This is a genomic window from Legionella quinlivanii (assembly GCF_003265995.1).
Taxonomy (GTDB): domain Bacteria; phylum Pseudomonadota; class Gammaproteobacteria; order Legionellales; family Legionellaceae; genus Legionella_C; species Legionella_C quinlivanii_A.
Genome location: NZ_MVJN01000007.1, coordinates 168,159 through 188,661, shown reverse-complemented (window position 1 = coordinate 188,661; position 20,503 = coordinate 168,159). Strand labels below are relative to the sequence as shown.

Sequence of the window (20,503 nt, the reverse complement as noted above, 5' to 3'; positions counted from 1 at the left end):
AGTGAATTTTTGCTTTCCAGCAAATATCAAACGCTTTATAAAAACTGCCGGCTATTCCTGGTTGTTTCTTTTCTTTATAAATTCACGTAATAATCTGGCGTGAGAACCATCACAAAATGGAGGATCTTTTGTTTCTTTACAATGACAAAAGTACACTGTATCCGTAAGCGGCGCCTGGTAGAGCACTCTTTCCTTACAATCCCCTTTATCACAAAATGGTGGCGTCTTTGTTTCCTTGCAACCACACCATTCATATGTCTGCCCCTCTTCTACATCCCAGGCAATGGGGAAATAAGGAGGAGGCCCTGCATCTTCAGCATCCATTTAGCGCACTCTATAGTATTTTAAGATTTGGGCCACAATAACTGCCAATACTACTGCAGCCAGCATATAAACTGCACTCGCTATGATATAAGGATAGACAATCAGGGTAATACCGACCAGCGATAAGAAGGAATAAGCAAAATATTTAATAAATTGCTCATAACGCAAAGCACGCTTCATGCGGGTTACTCCATACATAAAAATTGTGGAAAGCCCCAGGAAAAACAGATAAAGGAAGTTATAAAGAACAAGCAGTAACTGTTGCTTAATGCTATCGTATCCTTGTGCTCCGAGCCATTGTTTAAAAATCAAACCGATGTTGGGAGAACATCCCAGTTGATAGACTTGCGCCACTAAAGCGGTGAAAAATACCACCCCGAACAAGGCCACGGCTTCAATTGATTTATTCGTATATTTATAATACGCAAACCCGATTAATGCTCCACCCACTAATATCACGGGAATCCTTAACCAGGGCAACAGGCTATAAAAATGGAGGATATGGCTTTGCTGAATAAAATGCACCACTCCGGCAGTCAATAAAAATAATCCGGCAATTGTTAATCTCTGATAGGTATCTTTACTTGCTACCAGGAATGCAAACAATAGCATCACCAGAATAGAGGCACAGGGATTTAAGGCATCGATTGCAGCCATTAAGGGAATCAATATGCGGGGTGAAGACGATGCTCCCTGTTCGATACTGGCTTCCATCATACTGGTGGTCGCCATAGTACCCAGAATCGAAGAGGTGTTTTTAGTCAGCTGGCCCCGCTTTTCAATCTGTTGTCGGCAAAGCTCCAAACCCTGCATAATCGCTTTTCCGCTGTTAGCCGCTTCGTTAAATCCAACCCATTTTGAATTACAGAAGAAAACCGCTGGTACGGAAAAGTCAGTTGAATCTTGCTGACTAAGGTATTGATTGAAAAGCTCAAGGGATGCTTTGTCCCGATCAATATAATGTCGCTCCACCTTCAACCATTTGTTTTGGGGCTCAATTGATTTGAAGTAGGCATCTTCTTTCTGACAGTGAGGACAGGTGGAAGACAAAAAGAGGTCGACCTTGATTGTCACCTTATTATTCGCATCCAGTTCGTACCACTGGCTATCGCTATCTTTGGCCCATGCAAGTGTAATAAAAAAGGAGAAGATGAAGCTGAGTATCCACTGACAGTGCTTAGGCATTGGCTCTTCCATTATCAATTAAAGGTTACTGTATTAACAGTGCCTTAAAAGTGTAATGGAGAGAAGTTTGAGTTTCAATTAATACGTATGAATATAATTTTCCAGGTGCTCAATAGTTCTTGCTTTATCTTCGAGCAAGTGAAATAGCAAATCACCAATTGACAAAATAGCGGTTAGTTCACCATTTTCGGTGATTAACACATGCCTTCGCTTGGTTTCTGTGATCACTTCCATCGCTTTTTCGATCGGATCATTAACAGTAAGGATACTCACGTTTTTCCAGGCGACATCAATCGCAGGCGTTTTATCAGGAGGCAAATTTCTAAACAGGCATTCGCGGATAATATCGCGCTCACTCACCAGACCCAACAGGCTTTGATCATCGCGAACCACCAAAGCACCAATATCCCCTGTGGTCATCATGTCCACGCACTGTGTCACCGTTAAATCCGGTTTAATAAATATAATTTCTCGTCTCGGATGCGGCAAAGCCGAGTATATAAGATGAGCCATAGCAAACTCCCTGCAGAACCTTGTTAAGGGGGCATATGTTCAAATATAGCACAGGAAATTATGGTTTTTTTTAAATTAGTGAAACTTTAGATTAGGGCAGCCTGATTGGCTTGCAATAAAGCTACCCTTAAACAGAAGCAATTTTGGATTAGCTAACCACTCGCCATGAACCATCGGCTTGACGGCATGCTCTGCCGTAAATTTCCTGAGTTTTGCCGCCAATTAAAGCGCGGGTTGTATATTCACGACAAGGTTGTGAGTTCGTGTAATAGGTTTTCTGCGGGGTAACGGTGTAAGTGTTACCGCTGTCAGGATTACGCCATACCACTGCTTTTCCGCTCGGAGAACTTTCCAGAGCACGTTGCATTTCCAGACGATCAAGCCTATCCATAGTACGGCCAATATTCCCGCCCAAATAAGCACCTAACAAAGCACCGCCTGCAGCTGCTGCGACCTTACCTGAACCACCGCCAAACTGGCTGCCGATCAGTCCGCCCACTACACCGCCGGTCACTGTGCCTACACCTTCATTTGTGACTTGAGCACAGCCTGAAAGCAGGACAGATAAAGATAATGAGGCTAACATAATTTTTTTCATGTATTCACCTTTGATAGGTTGTAAAAACGATGGCCATTTTACCCTAGATTCGTCCATAGGTCTATTTGTTTCCGATTTGTTACAGCTTATCCCTTCGCACCCGCGGCGAAAGCTGGCAAATTAGCTCATAGGGAATAGTTCCGGCTGCATCGGCAATGGTTTCAACCGGAATATGGATCCCCCATAATTCCACAGCGTCACCAACGGCGGCCTCTGGTACATGAGTTAAATCAACCGTCAACATATCCATCGATACACGTCCAACGATCGGTGCCTGATAACCATTGATCCAAACCGGAGTGTTAGCGGCAATGTGGCGAGGATATCCATCCCCGTAACCGACGGCCACCACACCGATCACAGAAGGCTTTGCAGTTTCCCACTCCCCGCCATAGCCTACCCGCACGCCTGCTGGGTAATGCTGGACCGCGGTGAGGGAAGACAGGAAACGCATCACCGGTATCAGCCCCAACTCCTGCCCCGAGGAATGTTTGAACGGAGAAATACCGTAAAGCATGATGCCTGGCCGCACGACCTCTGCGTGACTATCAGGTATAGAGAGAATCGCTGCTGAATTGCCAATGCTTTTTACCAGTGGAAATTCAGGCAAACGCAAATCAAAAAATCGCCCTAATTGCTCCTGGTTCGCCGGATTATTTAACTCATCGGCACAGGCAAGATGGGTTATAAGACCAATTTGTCGATCAACCCAGGGGCAGGCGTGCAAAGCATTTAATACGCCATACACATCGCCCATTGCAAAACCCAGACGATGCATTCCGGTATTGACTTTTACCCATACACGCACTGGTTTGGGCAGCGCCTGAGCCAGCAGCCATTCCAACTGATAAGGCTGGTGTATAACCACCTGCAAATTATGCTCAACCACCAGCGCCAGCTCATCCTGATTAAAAAAACCCTGAAATAAAATACAATCGGTACAGGCACCTAGCGCCTTAATCGCTAAAGCTTCTTCAATGCAAGCCACTCCAAAACCATCCACATGGCCCTCAAGCACAGGAATGACCGATGGCAGCCCGCAACCATAGGCATTCGCTTTCACCATTGCGATAATTTGTCTGCCGGGAGCATGGCGTTTGACTTGCTGTACATTATGCAGCAGGGCTGTCGCATCAATTTGTACTTTTGTCGGCCTTGTCACTAGTCCATCCCCTGATAACCGGTATACGCCAGATCTTCAAAGCGAGTGTATTTACCAAGAAAGGCTACTCTCACCTTACCAATTGGACCGTTTCTTTGCTTGGCGATAATAATTTCGGCCGTTCCTTTATCCGGGCTGTCTTCGTTGTAAACTTCATCCCGATAAATGAAACAGATTAAGTCCGCGTCCTGCTCAATCGCACCCGACTCCCGCAAGTCAGACATAACCGGACGTTTATCCTGACGCTGCTCAAGGCTTCGGTTTAACTGGGATAAAGCAATAACCGGCACATTCAATTCTTTTGCCAGCGCTTTTAAGCTTCGCGAAATTTCTGAAATTTCTGCTGTTCTGTTTTCCGCCTTGAATCCTGGCACTTTCATCAACTGAAGATAATCCACAACAATTAATCCAAGCTGGCCATGCTCTTTTGCCAGGCGTCTTGCTCTCGCTCTCATTTCGGAAGGGCTAAGCGCCGCCGTATCATCGATAAATAAGGGGGCTTCAGATAGTAAGTGAACTGCGGAGGTCACTCGCGGCCAATCATCCTCTTCCAGTTTTCCGGTCCGGATTCGATGCTGATCAATTCGGCCAAGCGAGGACATCATCCTCATAGCCAGTGAATCCGAGGGCATTTCCATTGAAAACACCAGAACATTTTTCTTTCCCTGGATTGCGATATTTTCAGCCATATTCATAACCAGAGTGGTTTTACCCATGGAAGGGCGTCCCGCAACAATGATCAGATCAGAGGGCTGAAGACCGGATGTCATTTCATCCAGATCACTCAAACCAGTTGCCATCCCGGTGATTGCATCGCCATTGTGATAAAGCGCATCAATTTTTTCAATCGCTTTGGTAATGATCGTTTTAATGCTCTCTGGTCCGCCATTGCCCCCTGTCTGCTCAGCAATAGCGAACACCCTGGTCTCAGCCAGATCCAGAAGTTCACTGACTTCACGACCAACGGGATTGTATGCAGAGTCCGCTATTTCACCCGCGATATTAATCAATTGTCTTTGAACTGACTTCTCTCTGACAATATCAGCATAGGCAGAGATATTGGCCACGCTGGGCGTATTGTTGGCTAATTCAAAAAGATAGGTTTCACCGCCTGCATTATCCAGTTCATTTCGGGATTTTAAATTATCGAGCAAGGTAACTACATCAAAAGGCTGTTCGCGTTTGGAGAGTTCAACAATGCTGCGAAATAAAATTCGATGTTCGGAACGGTAGAAATCTTCTTCACATAATTTGGTACTGACCTTATCCCAGGCCTGATTATCAAGCATCAGCCCACCAATAATAGACTGCTCAGCCTCTGCTGAGTGTGGCGGCCTCTTCAAGGTATCGACAGGAGGAGTATTTTTGCGAGATTTTGCCTCAAGCATATCAAAACCTGATAATAAAAAATCCCTATTGTAATCCCCAAAATAAAAAAAGGCACACAATTGTGTGCCTTTTATGCAAAAAAGTTCAGGTTATCTGACCCAAACCTGAGTGCGTCCCAAAGCAGAAACCCCTACATAACCACGAACATAGAGTTTATTGCCTTGTAATGTCATTTTGGCACGATATACTTTTCCAGATTTGGGATCAAGAATCGAACCGCCACTCCACTCACCATTACCCTGATCTTTTAAGCCCCATACAAAGGTCAAACCTTTAATGGGTTTTCCTTTAAATCCACCTGGGCATTTTGAGCAAATACCAGTATCACCAGCTTGTGGATAAACTTTCACTATGGTGCCGCTTAATGTTCCACCAGAAACATTAATCCGCACAACCGCTCTTTTTTGGCCTGTCGCATCATCGATAGTGGTCCATGTTCCCGCTGGAGTTGCACCGGCAAAGGCAAGAGGAGCAAGCAGGGTTAATAAGGCAGAGGTAAGCAACACTTTCCATTGTTTCATTTGGGATTTCTCCTTAGGTTCTGACATAAAAAGCATAGGCCATGATTTGTCAGTTTTCAATTATTGTTTGAAAAATCAATTTGCAAACGATTCACTATTCCGCCAAAGGGGCAAAAAACTGCTCAATATCGTTTACGGTAAGATGCTGTAGAGAACCTGTTTGCTCTCCTAAAACCCCTTCAATCAGCTGCTTTTTCTTTTCCTGCATGGCCAAAATCACTTCCTCAACTGTGCCAGCAGAAATCAGCTTGTAGACGAAAACCGGATTTTTCTGACCTATACGATGACTTCGATCGGTAGCCTGCTCCTCAGCTGCCGGATTCCACCAGGGATCATAGTGGATAACCGTATCCGCGCGCGTCAGATTTAAACCGGTTCCTCCCGCCTTCAAACTAATGAGAAACAAGGGAATGTTACCTTCCTGAAATGTATTAACCAATTGATGACGATTGACCGTTTGTCCGGTTAATTTCAAATACTGAAGTTGATTGGCTTTGAGCCTTTCCTCAATTAACTCAAGCATTGATGTGAATTGGGAAAAAATTAAAATACGTCGCCCTTCCTCAATAAGATTAACCACCAAATCCATCAGAACATCCAGTTTGGCTGAAGTTCCATGCGCAATTTTTGCCTCAGGAATCGATAACAAGCGCGGATCACAGCAAACCTGACGCAGTTTCAATAAAGCATCCAGCAATACGATATGGCTTTTTCCCATTCCCTGACGAGCAATAGCTTCTCTGACTTTCTGCTCCATAGTAATACGAATGGCCTCATATAAATCCCGCTGAGCATCTGCCAGTTCAATTAACTGTACTACTTCAGTTTTATCAGGTAATTCACGAGCAACCTGATTTTTACTGCGGCGCAGCATGAAGGGCTGTACACGATTAGCCAGCAAGATTCTCCGCTCCTGATCCGCATTCTTTTCAATAGGAATTTTAAAAAATCGACGAAACTGACGAGCATCCCCCAATAATCCTGGCATCAGAAAATGAAACAGCGACCATAATTCGCCCAAATGATTCTCCAGTGGAGTACCGGATAAACAGAGTCTATGCCGGGCTTGAATTTGCTGAATAATCTGAGTCGTCTTGGTTTTAGCGTTCTTGATAAATTGAGCTTCATCAAGAATCAGATAATAAAAAGGATAATTGACGAAACGTGCTTTATCCCGTTGAATTAAACCGTAAGTGGAAACGATGACATCGTATTGATCAAACTCGTCCTGATGTCGGTTGGATCCATGAAACACCAGAACTTTAAGTTCCGGGGTAAACCGTTTGGCTTCTGCTTCCCAGTTGCCCATAAGACTGGTTGGCGCCACGATCAGACTGGCGTGCTGCAACCGTCCCTGTTCTTTCTCCAGCTGCAAATGAGCCAGAGTCTGCACTGTTTTACCAAGCCCCATATCATCAGCCAAAATCCCGCCAAATCGGGATTCCCGCAAAAACTGCAGCCAGCCTAAGCCTTCTGCCTGATAGTCCCGAAGCTGGGCATTCAAGCCTTTAGGAGGTGATATTTCAGGAATCGATTGCTGACCCAGTAACTGAGTCAGCTGGGAACGAAGCTGCTCTCCCCCCTTCCAGCGCAATGCTGTGGCAGCCAGCGCCAGCTCTGTTTCCTGCATCAGAATCAGCTGGTAGCGTTTTATCTGTAACTGATTCTGGTTGTCTATAAATCGGGAACCATATTGCATAATAAAGCGAATAAGCGGCTTAATTCTTCCCATTGGCAACTGAAGTTTCTTTCCTTGGGCCAGAGGGAGTCTTATCAGACGCTCATCCGGGATGTTCTCAAGTTCACTGAGATTTAAGCCGGAAATTAATTCGACAACCAGGGGCACAATATTAACTGACTTGCCTTCAACCAGAATACCCAACTGGTAGGAAAAAAAATCTTCTCCTGATTCCTGTAATTCCGAATACCATTCGACATCATCAGCTGAAACCAGTTCCTCATAAACAAAATGCCTGAACTCTACTGTCCAGCCTTTTGACTTTAACAGGGGAATCACCTGGGTGAACAAACGTCCTAAATCTTGCTCTGACTGGAAATGAACTAAAATATTGCTGATTTCAAGCGCCTGCTCGCAATTTAATTTTTCCCAAACGCTCGCATGACGAGTGGGCAATATCTGACTGATTTCCTGAGTATATTGTTTTTCCTGCAACAGATTTCTTGAAAGATCTATCAGCTTGCCGGAATCCTCATAGATTAAACTGGTATTGGTCGCACTGCCATGAACCCTGAGCGCATTGTCGTATTCAAAGAAGATTTCCCTGATAAACAGAAAATGCGAATCCTCCTCTGATAAACTCGTTGAGTCCGTGCTTCGCGGCATATCTAATGGAAGCGCATCAAACTGGATGACAGGTTTGGGTGTGCCTTTTCTCTGAATACGTTCAGCAAAAGCAAGGGGGGCTGGCAGCATGGGAGTAAACTGATGTCTTATTTCATCTATCCTGTCGACTTCATCCATGGCAAGCGGCCCAATCTCAAGAATAGTTTTTAGCTGGCTTGGTTGATAGGGAGTATGTAAGACACCCAGCTCGGCTTCTGCATTCAAAAAATACCAGGGCTTGTCGAGCAGCAATGGGGATAACAAATGAGCGTTTTTGTCCTCCATTACAAGATGCTGCTGTCCCTGTTGATTTAAATGCCAACGCAAAACCAGTTCCCGCGGCTCACCAAGACTCAAGGACTGGGCGAGAGACTCCTGAAAGAGATAGGCGCGGTTAGTCCGCAGGATCTGCTCAAGGAGTTCGCTATTTCGCAGCGAAAGTTTGTCAAATGAGCCTGCAATGGTGGATTTCGACAGCAAAGTATTGATGATATTTTCATCCTCTGCCCTGCAATATTGTTTTTTGCTTTGGGTAAAACTGTTAAATACAGTGAATTTACCATAGGTTCCATGTCGTTTCAGGCGTTTGGCTAAAGCCAGATGGATTAAAACACGATGATCCCATTGCTTTTTTTGTATCTCAAGAAGATACAAAATGTCATGGGTGTATGAGCGAGGCTTACTATCAACCTCCTGTGCTCTGATAGTTTGAAGCCAACTGGAAAGTGATTGTTCTTTCTGTCCATTGACCTGGGGCGCCAAAATTTTCAGATTTTCTTTAATTTGCAAGGCAAAAAAGCTGGCAGCAGCATGTTTGCAATTGTTGGCTTGTGCACAATTGCAACGAGCAGGCTTATGGGGCCAGGCCTTTAAATCAGCATACACATCATAAATCTGACCGCTTTTTCCTTTAACCCGGGCTTTTAGCAAACCATCGCTGAGCCGAATATTCAGAACATAATTTTTTTGCTGATATTCTTCGCCTTGCATTAGCACGGCAGGAGAAAAAATTTCAGCCATCCGTGATAAAGCATCTTTCAGCATAATTGGGTATACTTAGGAGTAAACGTTAAATTATAGCAAATAGATTCACAGCTGAATATCTATCCCATTAACTTATTTAATATGTACATCAATGAACAATTCCATAACAATACTGATGGCGCAAATTAATCCAACGGTGGGTTCTATCGCCGCTAATGCAAAAAAAATAATAGCTATTATTGAGAAGTATCAGGACAGTCATGATCTGATTCTTTTTCCTGAATTGTGCCTGACAGGCTATCCCCCGGAAGATTTACTCTTGAGGCCCGCCTTTCTCGAGGAAATTAATCAGGCGGTCAGTGAAATTTCAAAGCAGGTAACTGACTGCCATGTGATTCTCGGTTTTCCCAGTCTAATCGATAACTATTGCTACAATTCCGCAGGGGTTTTTTATCAGGGCAAACAAAAAGCGCTTTATCATAAACAAATATTACCTAATTACGGCGTATTCGATGAAAAGCGCTATTTCAAAGCAGGCCCATCTCAGCGCTGTCTTTTTGAAATCAGAGATTACCGGTTCGGTTTATGTATTTGTGAAGATTTATGGCAGCCAGGCCCGGTTGAACAATTAGTTAATAGCGAAATTGATGCGCTTCTGTGCATTAATGCCTCCCCTTTTGATTATACCAAGCAGGAAAAGCGTGAAAAGTTATTGAGCAGCCATGTTCAGCATGGCTTTCCCATTTTCTATGTGAATCTGGTCGGCGGCCAGGATGAACTTGTTTTTGATGGTCAATCCCTTGTGATGGGTACGGATGGCTCTACCTGCGTCCGTCTTCCCGCCTTTCTCGAAACAGTAAGTACCGTTGAGTTTTCAAAGCAACAAATTAAAGGTGAACTTAACCCGCTGCAAGCGAAAGAAGAGCAAATTTATAATGCTTTAAAACTGGGCACAAAGGACTATATTGAAAAAAATGGTTTCCCCGGTGTTTTGCTTGGTCTTTCTGGCGGAATCGATTCCGCACTGACGCTGGCTATTGCTGTAGACGCATTAGGCGCTGACCGGGTCACAGCAATTCTGATGCCTTCTCGTTACACGGCAGACATGAGTAATCAGGATGCCTTAATTCAATTGCAGGCTATGAAGGTCAAAGGTGAAACACTTTCCATTGAACCTGTATTTAACAGCTTCCTGCAAACGCTAGACCCCTTGTTTGCTAATAAGCCGAAAGACACGACAGAAGAAAACATTCAGGCAAGAATTCGGGGCGTTCTGTTAATGGCTTTATCTAATAAAACCGGCAATATGGTATTAACCACCAGCAATAAAAGCGAAAGCGCCGTGGGTTATGCCACACTTTATGGCGACATGGCAGGTGGATTTTCAGTTTTGAAAGATGTATTAAAAACTCAAGTCTATGATTTGGCACGTTACCGCAACAGTATTTCTCCGGTAATACCTCAGCGTGTTCTGGAAAGAGCGCCATCAGCGGAGCTAGCGCCCAATCAGACTGATCAGGACAGCTTGCCTGATTATCCCACCCTGGATGGAATCATTCAGGGCTATATGGAGAATAATTTGTCGGCTGCCGATCTGATACAACAAGGTTATCCAGAAGCGGATGTACGCAGAGTGATTCGTCTTATCAAAAGAAATGAGTACAAAAGACGACAGGCAGCACCAGGAGTCAAAGTGAGCATTCGCTCGTTTGGCCGAGACTGGCGCTACCCGATTACCTCAGGATATTAAATATACCTGGCTTTGCCAGCAATCTAGTGCCCCGGACATAAGCCCGAGGCAGACAGAGGGAGGAATGAGCCTAACAGGTTCTCTCTATTTTTGAGTTATTGTCAGCATTTTCGTCCTCTGAACCAGGAGCTTTCTCGCCTTTAGATAATAGAAAATTAAACTGGGATACTCTTGCCGGCTTCAGCTTTTCTGGAGGTGGTGGCGGAGGTGGCGGTGGAGCTAATTTTATTGCTTCATCTGATTTAGAGGATTCTATAGAAACGGTTATAACCTCATTGGGCTCAAGAGATTGCTCAGATATTTCTGAACTTGCAGCCTGTTCTTTTTTAAACAAGCCGAAGTTAATCTTGGAAACTCTTGCCGGATCCAGCTTTTTGGGAAGGGATGGCGGTCGAGCCAATGTTGCTGCTTCATCGTTCTGAGAAACCTCATCAGGAACTGCGGCTTCCTGCTTGATTTCAGCGGAAGTTCCAGCTTGTTTTGACTTGTTTAAAAACCATTTTTCAACCTCCAAATAGTCTTCTCGCTTTAAAGCCTTTTTGACAGATACTTTCGCTAAAAGCAGTTCAAAATTATCCTGCTCTTCCTTTGTAACCACATGATCACTTGTTTGCCAGGATTCAATAATCTCTTTGATATCGGGATAAGTCGACCAGTCCACAGGAAAACAACGGTTGAAAGTATCGAAGTAAAATAACTTCCAATCTGTTTTCGATAAAACGAAAGAACAAATTGGAAACTCCGTGTAAATACTATTTTCTTCTCCGATAAATTGATCCATTAATTTACAAGAACTGGTTTTAGCGGCATTGGCAACTTTGCGTGACTTGTCTGCCTTGCTATCGACAACCGCTGATTCAACCGTTGAACTCACTACACCCTTCAATGCTTCAGGCGAATGCCTTAGATTGCGAATTTGATTTTCCAGTATTGATTGCACAGTTTTGCTTTTACTCGCTTCAACTAAACGACGAATCTTGACTGCTTGCAAAAACACTTTAATTTTCTGAGGATCGGAGGCGCTTGAATCACTCTCTTTTTTTAAACAATCTTCCAGGAGAGGATGTTGTGCCAAAGGAACACTATGCGGTTCTAATGCCAATGTATCGTACCAGTCAATTGCAGCCTCAGAAGTCAGTTTTTTACCAATAATATTCCCAATGGTTTGCAGTTGATTGCTGGATAACTTAGCGATTAGCAAGCCTTTTTTAAATGTGCTTGAAGCACCGGGATTTAATGATTCAATCAGGGTTGAAGCCGCAGGATACTCTTGTAAAGACTCACCCCGACGATGATACAGCAGTTTTCCTGAGCCAGTAATGATGCAGGCGGTATGAAGTCTTTGTAAAAATTGCTCCGTTACCGAGGCCTCATCTGGAAATAAGTACAATGGAATACCATTATGAAAAACATAGGTGGTCGATAAATTTTTTGTATCGGTAAGATCTGGATTAATCTGTAAATTAATTTTCTCCAGCTGTTCCTGAACCAACCGGTTCACTGCCATTTTCAAATGATAAAATTTGGAAGTATTCATTGGAGGAATTTCGGCCACTCTGGGTCCTGTAATTTCTCTCAGCATTTCATTAGTCAATGCCCGATAGCTGGCGTGTCCCTGGTTATCATAAGAGCTGAGCTGCCACTTGGCAGGAATCAGCACCGTATGTCTTTTCTTAACAGCCGTAAATTCCAGCAAATTATTTAAAATTTCCTTCTGTGGATCTTCAGGTAAATTGTCCTGTTCCAATGCCGTGCATAATAATTCCCAGTTGCTGTCTGAATTAAAATCTTTCCTGGTAATAACCGCTTTCATCATAGGCACTTCAGGAATAAAATTGGTCACTGACTCCAGGATATCTTTCTCAGATCGACGCAGCTCATCAAGAAGTACACGGCTTTTTTCTTTAGGCTCCAGGTTAATGCGCTCAAGAGCGTTCCCTTTTATTACAAGTTCGCTCTTTAATCTTTCCAGTCCATTTTTTATAAATTCCAATCGTTTTATTTCAAGCCTGCCATCCTGCTGGCGCTGCAAATAAAACAACCGGTTATCCGCTGTCAAAATGTAGGCGAAATTTAAGTTTTCATACGCTGAGTCTTCAGGAGTCGGTCTTGATGATTGCAGAATCAGACAGCATTCACTGTTTTTTCTACTGACCGTATAGTGAATCGTGTCATTTTCAGCTTTCTTCAGATAGAGACAACGATACTCAGGCTTCAAATCAGCTGATTGAATACCCAGGGTATAGTTTTTAGCAGGTGTGGCCTGTGCCAGACGTTTTAAACAGAAACTATGTTTATCAGGATGCTTACTGGCAAACTCCTTTGCCTCACCCTGCTCTTTAAACAGGTAAATGTTAATACTGTCATCCAGGCTTTGTTTGCAACACATGTTTATTTTATTGTAAGCATCTCCGCGCTCAGGCACTTTTCCTTTTAAACTATTTAAAATATCGGAAAAATCTTTGGTGATTGGTAAGAAATTCAGAGAGCCCTGCAGGTCCATCCAGAATAGTTGCCAGGTAGGGTCCGGTTTAATTAAAAAGATATGATGTAGAGGATTTTTTAATTGATATTCCCGTGCTTTAATCAGAACCTCATCAGTCTTCTTAGCTGTATCCCAAAATACCATCACATCGGGTACTTGCGAAGAAGTGATCTCTTTCTTTTTCTCGAGTTCTTTTCGTGCTGCAGACGCTTTTTGCTCGGCCGCTTTTTTTATCTCCGTTGCACTTTCAATATACTCATTTAAGCCCTTCCTTAAGGGAACAAGAACATGGTCTCGCAAATCATCATTACTTACATCCTGGTATTCATCATTTTTTGCCATGTAACAGCGAATGGCAGCAATAAGCAAACGGGTATTTGCAGAGTTTTTCTCCCAGGATCCTGTGCCAATGAATTTATAAAAGTTTTCAAGATAAGAACTCATATCATTGAAAACTGCGGCCTCAGCAACCGCATTATCAAAATCCTTTTCTCTATCTTTTAATTTTCCCTTTGCCAGATATTCCTTTTTAGCTTCAAGTAAAATGCTGTCTAAGTTATGCGAAATGAAGGGTATTAATTTCTTTGCAAGCCTGTCAGGGTTCCTTTGTATGTCCTTTTTTTCCATTTTTGTTTTCATTTCTGTCCCTAAAATTTTCGATCATCCATCTAGCATCTTAACGCAATATATAATGATTACAAGGAGAACTTTCGTTCAGTTTGGCTCCTATTTTGAACAATCTGCTATCGAATTTAACCCGCTCAAGATTCAACTGATAAAGTTAATTGCTTACTACTTGCAAAATAAAAGTAAAGCGCTAACATGTGGTTGCTTCAAAACAATAATAACAAGGGAAGCCATGAGAACTGTATTTTTTTCGGCCGCATTAATGGCCTCCGGCGCAGCCTGCGCAGCTGTTCCTATTGATGGCTGGTATGCAAGTGTATTTGGCGGTTTTACCAGTGTTCAGGACAACATCAGCGTCAGCAGTCAAGGCTGGCACCGCTCCAAAGCGGGCTATGACAATAATTATAATGTCGGAGGCCGCCTTGGCTATAAATGTACGCCTTTACGATACGAAGGCGAGCTCACATATCTGACGGCTGACCTCGATCATTTCTATATTGATGACATCCGCCAGACCGGTATTACCGGTGATACCAATGCGATTCTCGCTATGGCCAATGTGTATTATGACTTCCCAGACATGGTTCCCGGCATACAACCTTTCCTTGGAGTGGGCATTGGCTATGCTTATGTTAATGTCGATTTAAACAGCACAGGTCCCTTGGGCGTTACTCGTTATAGCGGCTCAAATAGTGTATTTGCCTATCAGGGAACTGGCGGTTTTACCTATAATTTCAGTGAGATCTACTCTGTTGACATCGCTTACCGCTACATTGGCACCCAAAGACCGGATGAACTTGGCAAAGTCTATCAGGCCCATCTTGGTACAGTCGGTGTGACTTACCGCTTTGACGGCTCCAGATATAAATAGTAAGGATTTCTCATGAATCATTTTTGTCGATTAAGTCTGGCTGGATTATTACTGTCTGGCAGTACGGGATTTGCGGCTGTAAATCCTTTACCTGGTTGGTATGTGGGTTTGTTTGGCGGCGGCGGGTATACTCAGCCCATTAAATTCAATGTAGCGCCCAATTTATTGCTGACTGGAACTTATCCCTACTATATTAGCCCGACTAATCTCGATCTTAGCTATAAAGGAATGGGGAACGCGGGTGGCCAGGTAGGATACCGCTGCAGCAAATTTCGATTTGAAGGCGAGGTGGTATACAACTATAGCGGCTATAAAAAATTGCAGGTACAAAATGCTACTTTTGGAACCTATACAGTTCCCAGCTACAGCCACAGCTATGTCTTTCATCTGAATGGGCAAACCTCGATGGTCTCCGGCCTGGTAAATGTCTACTATGATTTCTTCACACCCGATGGCGATGTCACCTGGATGCCTTATGTTGGATTAGGTATTGGCTATTCCTATATTGAAAATAACATCAAGTTTTATTATAACAATCAGCAGGTGTTTCCTGTCACTGGCTCGGAATTAGGCAAAGAGAATGGCTCATCCTCTATTGCACAGGCTATTCTCGGGGTGAGTTATCTGTTGGATGACTATACCAGCGTAGGTACTGATCTTCGTTACATGCGCACCGGAAATGTCACCCTGATTCCTAAAGGCCGCTTTGGCGTGGCCAATGCAGTGGAAGAGCGTATGACCATGGTCGCCTGGAATGTTAACTTCAACTTTACTTTTGACCAACCCTCTAGCTGATAACTTGATATTGGGACATATACAGGATTCATTATGCGCTATCTGATTGCTCCTTCCATTCTCTCCGCTGATATGACACGCCTCGGCGATGAAGTATCGGCTGTGCTTGATGCGGGAGCTGATCTCATACATTTTGATGTGATGGACAACCACTATGTTCCCAATTTGACGATTGGTCCTTTCATTTGCAAAAGTCTGAGCAAGCGTTTTCCGCAAGCCATTATTGATGTGCACCTGATGACCAACCCAGTCGATGAACTGATTAAACAGTTTGCAGATGCCGGAGCAAAACGCATCAGTATCCACCCCGATGGCACTATTCATCTGGATAGAAGTCTGCAACTGATCAAGGCATCAGGATGCGAGGCAGGCTTGGTATTAAATCCTGCCTGCTCGCCCGAAATCATTCAATGGTGCTTACATTACCTGGATTTCGTATTGGTTATGACTGTCAATCCCGGGTTTGCAGGTCAAAAATTAATTCATCCGGTTATTGAAAAAATCAGATGGATTAAATCCAACTATCCACTACTCCCTGTCTGTGTTGATGGCGGCGTGCAGGCAGAAAATATTGCTCTATTAGCCGAGGCCGGTGCTACCCAGTTTGTAGCAGGTTCTGCTATATTCTGTAGTAACGATTACAGAAGCACTATTGCCGCTATGCGACAACAATTGGCTACCGTACAGTGACCTCCAGTTTATTGCATTAGCTTATCACACCCTTAACCTGTGGAAGACTATGAAAAAGTTTCTTTTTCTGATCATTAGCCTGTGCCTGCCTTTTGCGCTGCAAGCAGCCAGTGCTGGCGAAATCTATGTTCAACGCTTTATGAATTACATGGAATGGAGCCAGAATTTACCGCAGGAAGCAAGTCCTGAATTTCTGGTATTTATTGGAGATGATACCCCGCTGGCCAATCGTTTAAGAGAGAAGTGGTTATACCAGTTGGCCAGACAAAGGAACTGGACTGATTATACCAGCTATTACCGCCCCTCTTCTGATGTCAGTCTGCAATGTTTTGCTCGACTTGCTGACTATTTCCAGGGAAGAACCGAACTGGCTCTGGAGGGCGCAAAACCTTTATGGTTAAAAGGAGATTCTCAACCGGGCGCCTGCAACCAGCTCTTTGATTTTCTTCTAAAAAGTGGTCAGTTTGATGAGCAATTGATTACGGAGCGTATTCGCCTGGCATTGGATAAACGAAATCTTGGTCTGGCACGTTACTTATTAAAGCTTTATCAAAAACCCCGTCTCGAAGACGAGCAATTACTTCTTGGTATTTCACAAAATCCATTACGTATTTCACAGCTGCAGCCGAAGGAATTGCATGACGCCTTCTATCTTTTCGGCTTGAAGCGTCTTGTATCCACCAACATGGAACAAGCCATTAAGCTCTGGCAGCAACCTAAAACGCGAAAGATGTTATCAGACGCTCAGCAGCAATCCTTTCTTGTACAGCTGGTTATTTACAAGGCGATGCGAAATCATGAAGACACTGAGCAATGGTTTGCAAGAATCAAGCCTCCTTATTATAACGACGCATTGCTTGACTGGGAAATCAGAGCCGCTTTGAAACAGCAAAATTGGTCTAAAGTGGAAAAATATATCCTCTTCTCCACTAATAAAGACAGCCCTTGCTGGCAATATTGGCTAGGCCGTGCGAAAGAAGGTCAAGGCAAAAAGACCGAAGCACAAAGCATTTTTCAAACCCTGGCTGAAACCAGAAACTATTATGGATTTTTAGCGAGCCTTCGCCTGAATAAAAAGCCAAGTTTTGTAAATGAAAAGATAGTGAGTGATCCGAATGTTTTAAAACCCTATCGAACAGTGATAATGGCAATTAAAAACCTGTATGCCAACAAACAGGTTTTGCAGGCCTCCAGAATGCTCAATGATTTTGTACTGGAGCTGCCCAGGGAGGACAAGATCGCATTGATTAACTGGGTCGCCACGGAATTACAATGGCATGGAAAGTCTGTCTATCTCAGTAATACCGATGAACTGAGCAATCAGCTTTCCCTGCGCTTTCCCTTAGCCCATGAACCAGCTGTAACAGCCTATTCCAAAAACTATAACATTTCCAAGGAATTTATCTATGCTATTATCCGCCAGGAAAGCAGTTTTCGGGAGGATGTCGTGTCAATGGCGGGCGCACGCGGCTTAATGCAACTGATGCCGGAAACAGCCAAAATGGTGGCCAAGCAGGAAAAAATTTCTTATGGAGATAAAAACCAGCTATTCTCAAGTCAAAAAAATATCAATATTGGCGTTGCCTATCTAAAACAGTTAGCCAAGCGCTATCATGCCCATCCTGTCCTGATGGCTGCCGCCTATAATGCTGGCCCCCGGCAGGTCAATTACTGGATTAAAACACATCCTCCAAAGCAAATTGACATCTGGATAGAAACACTTCCCTGGCATGAGACAAGAAATTATCTGAAGAATATCATAGCCTTTTATGCTGTTTATCAATTCAGAATGCAGCATAAACCGGATTTGAGTGATTTCATGCAGCCGATTAACTAAGCTAGGGGGTTGATTATAAGCCCGCTGTGCTATTAAGTTAGACTCAATTTAATTATACTGTCCTCCCCGCGAAGGCGGGGATCCATCTCTGAGCTAGCTATAATGCCAACTGAGGAATAGATTCCCGCATTCGCGGGAATGACAAAACTCCTTTAGGGTGAGCCTTCCCAATACTCAATTATGCAAGGCCTTTTTCAACGCATGCGCTGAAGCAGAATATGCGAGCAAAGCGGCTTCATAATGAGATGGCAGAGCACAGAAATCATGTAAAATCCCTCCGAACTCAATAAATTGCGCTTCATTCCCCCCTTCGACCAGCTTTTCATAATAGCGCTTGGCATCATCATGAATAGGATCGCATTCAGCAGCAATTACTAAAGCGGGCGGCAGGTTTTTGAAATCAGTTTGAAACTGCGGATTCGCTTCAGGGTTCTTCTCATCTTCCGCTTTACCAAGGTACTGTTTTCTCATCCAGTGCAAGGTGGCAGTTTCTAAAAAATACCCCGTTTCAAAGGTCTTATCTGAGGGCATGGTATTATTTAAATCCACCCAGGGATAATAAAGAAGCTGGAAGGCGATGGCTACATCCTTATTCTTTTTTGCCTGATGACAAATACTTGCAGCAATATTACCGCCGGCACTGTCACCAGCAATCGCAACTTTTCCGTTACCACCAAACTCAGCAGCATGCTTTTGAACATAACGAATTACATCATAGCAATCATTGTGAGCAGCAGGATACTTATGCTCAGGAGCACGTCGGTAATCTACAGCGACAACCAGGCAATTAGCCGCTTCCGATAAAAAACGACAGGTATAATCAAGAAAATCGAGATCCCCAAATACAAAACCTCCCCCATGACAGTAAATCAAGGCAGGCAGTTTAGTGGAGTCTTTACTGGGCTTATATAAGCGAACTTTAATTTTGTGACCATCAATATCAAGTTCGCGGTCTTCAGTATAAACTTCAATTGTTTTTAGCTTTCCCGCAACCGGAGCGATGAGTTTATTAAATGCTTCGCGAGCTTTTCCAGGCTCCATCTCGAGAAGATTTTGTCCATCCAGTGCGCTTGAGGCTCTCTCGCCCAGGCGTTTGATAAAATTACTGGAGTCAGTGTTAATCGGTTTCATTTTGTACCTTCCTTAGTTTACACAAGATTAAAGCTAAATCATGATTTATAAAACCTGTTTAGATAGGATTACCAGTCATCAGCGTCTATCTAAAAATAGCAGAAAAACAGCATACCAATGAGTATTCCTTCCATTTACACATCAAACAAACCCAAAGCTTCAACTGGTTGTTCATCCTTTTCGATCTTCATTTTTCGATAATCAGGATAAAACCTCAGCTCATACCCTGCGATAGTTATTAACTCCGATGGGCTCTTAACCAGCTCATAAAGCGCCTGCATGCTAATAATCTCACAATCATTTACATCAAACAGCCCCGGGTTGGCGAGCTCAGAATTTATTTCCTGCTCTGTTCGTTTGATAATATCATCCAGCATATCAGCAATTGCTTCTTTGTCTACAGGGCTCTTAATGGAGTCGTTTTTATAATGCCCTAAAAATAACTCTTGAATAAACTTCACCAGTGTTCCCGAAGTCATAATTGATAAATGGCCATGATGTTCAAATTTCTTAACAGAATTAGGCTGCTGGTAACCAGGAACTATTGCGCAGCCCGCCAGAACGATCCAGTCCTGACCAGCCTCAATAAAGTAATAACGATTAGTGGATTTCTCGACTACTTTTTCCAATTGGATCAGAAACTCGCTGTTTACCTGCATTTGCGCTACCGACTTGGAGAAATATCCCAAGGCTTTGAGAGCCAGGTAGGAGCCACCAAAAGGGGCGCATATAGGAATAATCATTTCCACTTTAATCCCATTTTTTTCTGCAAGATATTCCGCGAAGGCACTGGCGATAATTCCGCCGCGAGAATGCCCCATCAAAATAACCCGCTTATCATTATTAGCAATAATCTGCTTTAAAAGCTGCGCCTCAAAGTCCTCCATGCCAGCGCCTGTTGCGCGATCCTCAAAGTTGACCAGAACTATATGCTTAATCAATTCCGGCAAACCCAATTCAATTAATTGATTAGCCAGAGTTAAAAAAGATAATTCGCGATCAGCGGTACCGTGGATGCAATAAATTGCAATAGGCTCAACATCTGCATCAGGTTTGAATTTGGGATTAGGGATTATCAACTGGGATGAATTGGCCTGCAACCAGCGCATGGTATGGAATAATATCCCAGTCCAACTGACCGGATGATTCTTTCTAATCAATGCAGAGAGATAATTAGGAATTTTTGCAACCATCGATAACATACTTTTTGATGAGCTTGCCATTTGATTAACTTCCTGTGTCCAACCCTGAGAAGTTCCTGTACACGAGGATAACACCACCCCCACATAAAGACCAG

Annotated in this window: 16 protein-coding genes; 5 read left to right on the top strand and 11 right to left on the bottom strand. The window is 43.5% G+C overall.

Features of this window, described 5'->3' with window-relative positions:
• Window positions 1–51: 51 nt before the first annotated feature.
• From B1207_RS10620 to B1207_RS10585, 8 genes are all read right to left on the bottom strand, one after another.
• On the bottom strand, window positions 52–324 hold the full coding sequence (locus B1207_RS10620; RefSeq protein WP_112219946.1) for a CDGSH iron-sulfur domain-containing protein: 273 nt from the start codon (window positions 322–324) through the stop codon (window positions 52–54).
• Window positions 325–1,509, bottom strand: a complete 1,185-nt coding sequence (locus B1207_RS10615) for a hypothetical protein (protein ID WP_112219945.1) — start codon at window positions 1,507–1,509, stop codon at window positions 325–327.
• Window positions 1,510–1,587: 78 nt separating this feature from the next.
• The gene (locus B1207_RS10610; RefSeq protein WP_112219944.1) at window positions 1,588–2,022 is read right to left on the bottom strand and encodes a CBS domain-containing protein; all 435 of its coding nucleotides are present in this window, start codon (window positions 2,020–2,022) and stop codon (window positions 1,588–1,590) included.
• 148 nt (window positions 2,023–2,170) lie between these two features.
• Window positions 2,171–2,620, bottom strand: coding sequence for an RT0821/Lpp0805 family surface protein (locus tag B1207_RS10605; RefSeq protein ID WP_112219943.1), 450 nt, complete (start codon window positions 2,618–2,620; stop codon window positions 2,171–2,173).
• Window positions 2,621–2,699: 79 nt separating this feature from the next.
• A complete protein-coding gene (gene alr / locus B1207_RS10600; RefSeq protein WP_112219942.1) occupies window positions 2,700–3,782 on the bottom strand; it encodes an alanine racemase in 1,083 nt (360 codons plus the stop codon).
• Window positions 3,782–5,170 (bottom strand): replicative DNA helicase, encoded by a 1,389-nt coding sequence (gene dnaB / locus B1207_RS10595; RefSeq protein WP_112220012.1) that lies wholly within the window; start codon window positions 5,168–5,170, stop codon window positions 3,782–3,784. Before dnaB ends, alr begins: the two co-directional genes overlap by 1 nt.
• A 90-nt stretch (window positions 5,171–5,260) precedes the next feature.
• Window positions 5,261–5,692 (bottom strand): DUF2147 domain-containing protein, encoded by a 432-nt coding sequence (locus B1207_RS10590; RefSeq protein ID WP_112219941.1) that lies wholly within the window; start codon window positions 5,690–5,692, stop codon window positions 5,261–5,263.
• A gap of 94 nt (window positions 5,693–5,786) precedes the next feature.
• A complete protein-coding gene (locus B1207_RS10585; RefSeq protein ID WP_112219940.1) occupies window positions 5,787–9,080 on the bottom strand; it encodes a DEAD/DEAH box helicase in 3,294 nt (1,097 codons plus the stop codon).
• A 91-nt stretch (window positions 9,081–9,171) separates the two neighbouring features.
• Here B1207_RS10585 and B1207_RS10580 point away from each other — a divergent pair, with 91 nt between their 5' ends.
• A complete protein-coding gene (locus B1207_RS10580) occupies window positions 9,172–10,770 on the top strand; it encodes an NAD+ synthase (RefSeq protein WP_112219939.1) in 1,599 nt (532 codons plus the stop codon).
• A gap of 70 nt (window positions 10,771–10,840) precedes the next feature.
• Here the strand turns inward: B1207_RS10580 and B1207_RS10575 are convergent, their stop codons facing one another.
• Entirely contained in the window at window positions 10,841–13,894 is a 3,054-nt protein-coding gene (locus B1207_RS10575) for a hypothetical protein (RefSeq protein WP_112219938.1), read from the bottom strand.
• A gap of 220 nt (window positions 13,895–14,114) precedes the next feature.
• On the opposite strand from B1207_RS10575, the gene B1207_RS10570 reads away from it, so the two are divergent.
• The 4 genes from B1207_RS10570 to B1207_RS10555 are packed head-to-tail and all read left to right on the top strand — an operon-like array spanning window position 14,115 to window position 18,075.
• Window positions 14,115–14,753, top strand: coding sequence for an outer membrane protein (locus B1207_RS10570; protein WP_112220011.1), 639 nt, complete (start codon window positions 14,115–14,117; stop codon window positions 14,751–14,753).
• Window positions 14,754–14,765: 12 nt separating this feature from the next.
• Complete coding sequence (locus tag B1207_RS10565) at window positions 14,766–15,548, top strand: outer membrane protein (protein WP_112219937.1); 783 nt, start codon at window positions 14,766–14,768, stop codon at window positions 15,546–15,548.
• A 33-nt stretch (window positions 15,549–15,581) separates the two neighbouring features.
• Entirely contained in the window at window positions 15,582–16,238 is a 657-nt protein-coding gene (gene rpe, locus B1207_RS10560; RefSeq protein WP_112219936.1) for a ribulose-phosphate 3-epimerase, read from the top strand.
• 49 nt (window positions 16,239–16,287) lie between these two features.
• On the top strand, window positions 16,288–18,075 hold the full coding sequence (locus B1207_RS10555) for a transglycosylase SLT domain-containing protein (RefSeq protein ID WP_112219935.1): 1,788 nt from the start codon (window positions 16,288–16,290) through the stop codon (window positions 18,073–18,075).
• A 174-nt stretch (window positions 18,076–18,249) separates the two neighbouring features.
• Here B1207_RS10555 and B1207_RS10550 read toward each other — a convergent pair whose 3' ends face one another.
• Together B1207_RS10550 and B1207_RS10545 are read right to left on the bottom strand one after the other, a co-directional pair.
• Entirely contained in the window at window positions 18,250–19,206 is a 957-nt protein-coding gene (locus B1207_RS10550) for an alpha/beta hydrolase (RefSeq protein ID WP_112219934.1), read from the bottom strand.
• Window positions 19,207–19,340: 134 nt separating this feature from the next.
• The gene (locus B1207_RS10545) at window positions 19,341–20,429 is read right to left on the bottom strand and encodes an esterase/lipase family protein (RefSeq protein WP_112219933.1); all 1,089 of its coding nucleotides are present in this window, start codon (window positions 20,427–20,429) and stop codon (window positions 19,341–19,343) included.
• Window positions 20,430–20,503 lie beyond the last annotated feature (74 nt).

Coding starts and splice junctions, on each gene's coding strand:
- B1207_RS10620 (WP_112219946.1), bottom strand. CDS start 324: ATGGATGCTGAAGATGCAGGGCCTCCTCCTTATTTCCCCATTGCCTGG.
- B1207_RS10615 (WP_112219945.1), bottom strand. CDS start 1,509: ATGCCTAAGCACTGTCAGTGGATACTCAGCTTCATCTTCTCCTTTTTT.
- B1207_RS10610 (WP_112219944.1), bottom strand. CDS start 2,022: ATGGCTCATCTTATATACTCGGCTTTGCCGCATCCGAGACGAGAAATT.
- B1207_RS10605 (WP_112219943.1), bottom strand. CDS start 2,620: ATGAAAAAAATTATGTTAGCCTCATTATCTTTATCTGTCCTGCTTTCA.
- dnaB (WP_112220012.1), bottom strand. CDS start 5,170: ATGCTTGAGGCAAAATCTCGCAAAAATACTCCTCCTGTCGATACCTTG.
- B1207_RS10590 (WP_112219941.1), bottom strand. CDS start 5,692: ATGAAACAATGGAAAGTGTTGCTTACCTCTGCCTTATTAACCCTGCTT.
- B1207_RS10585 (WP_112219940.1), bottom strand. CDS start 9,080: ATGCTGAAAGATGCTTTATCACGGATGGCTGAAATTTTTTCTCCTGCC.
- B1207_RS10580 (WP_112219939.1), top strand. CDS start 9,172: ATGAACAATTCCATAACAATACTGATGGCGCAAATTAATCCAACGGTG.
- B1207_RS10575 (WP_112219938.1), bottom strand. CDS start 13,894: ATGAAAACAAAAATGGAAAAAAAGGACATACAAAGGAACCCTGACAGG.
- B1207_RS10570 (WP_112220011.1), top strand. CDS start 14,115: ATGAGAACTGTATTTTTTTCGGCCGCATTAATGGCCTCCGGCGCAGCC.
- B1207_RS10565 (WP_112219937.1), top strand. CDS start 14,766: ATGAATCATTTTTGTCGATTAAGTCTGGCTGGATTATTACTGTCTGGC.
- rpe (WP_112219936.1), top strand. CDS start 15,582: ATGCGCTATCTGATTGCTCCTTCCATTCTCTCCGCTGATATGACACGC.
- B1207_RS10555 (WP_112219935.1), top strand. CDS start 16,288: ATGAAAAAGTTTCTTTTTCTGATCATTAGCCTGTGCCTGCCTTTTGCG.
- B1207_RS10550 (WP_112219934.1), bottom strand. CDS start 19,206: ATGAAACCGATTAACACTGACTCCAGTAATTTTATCAAACGCCTGGGC.
- B1207_RS10545 (WP_112219933.1), bottom strand. CDS start 20,429: ATGGCAAGCTCATCAAAAAGTATGTTATCGATGGTTGCAAAAATTCCT.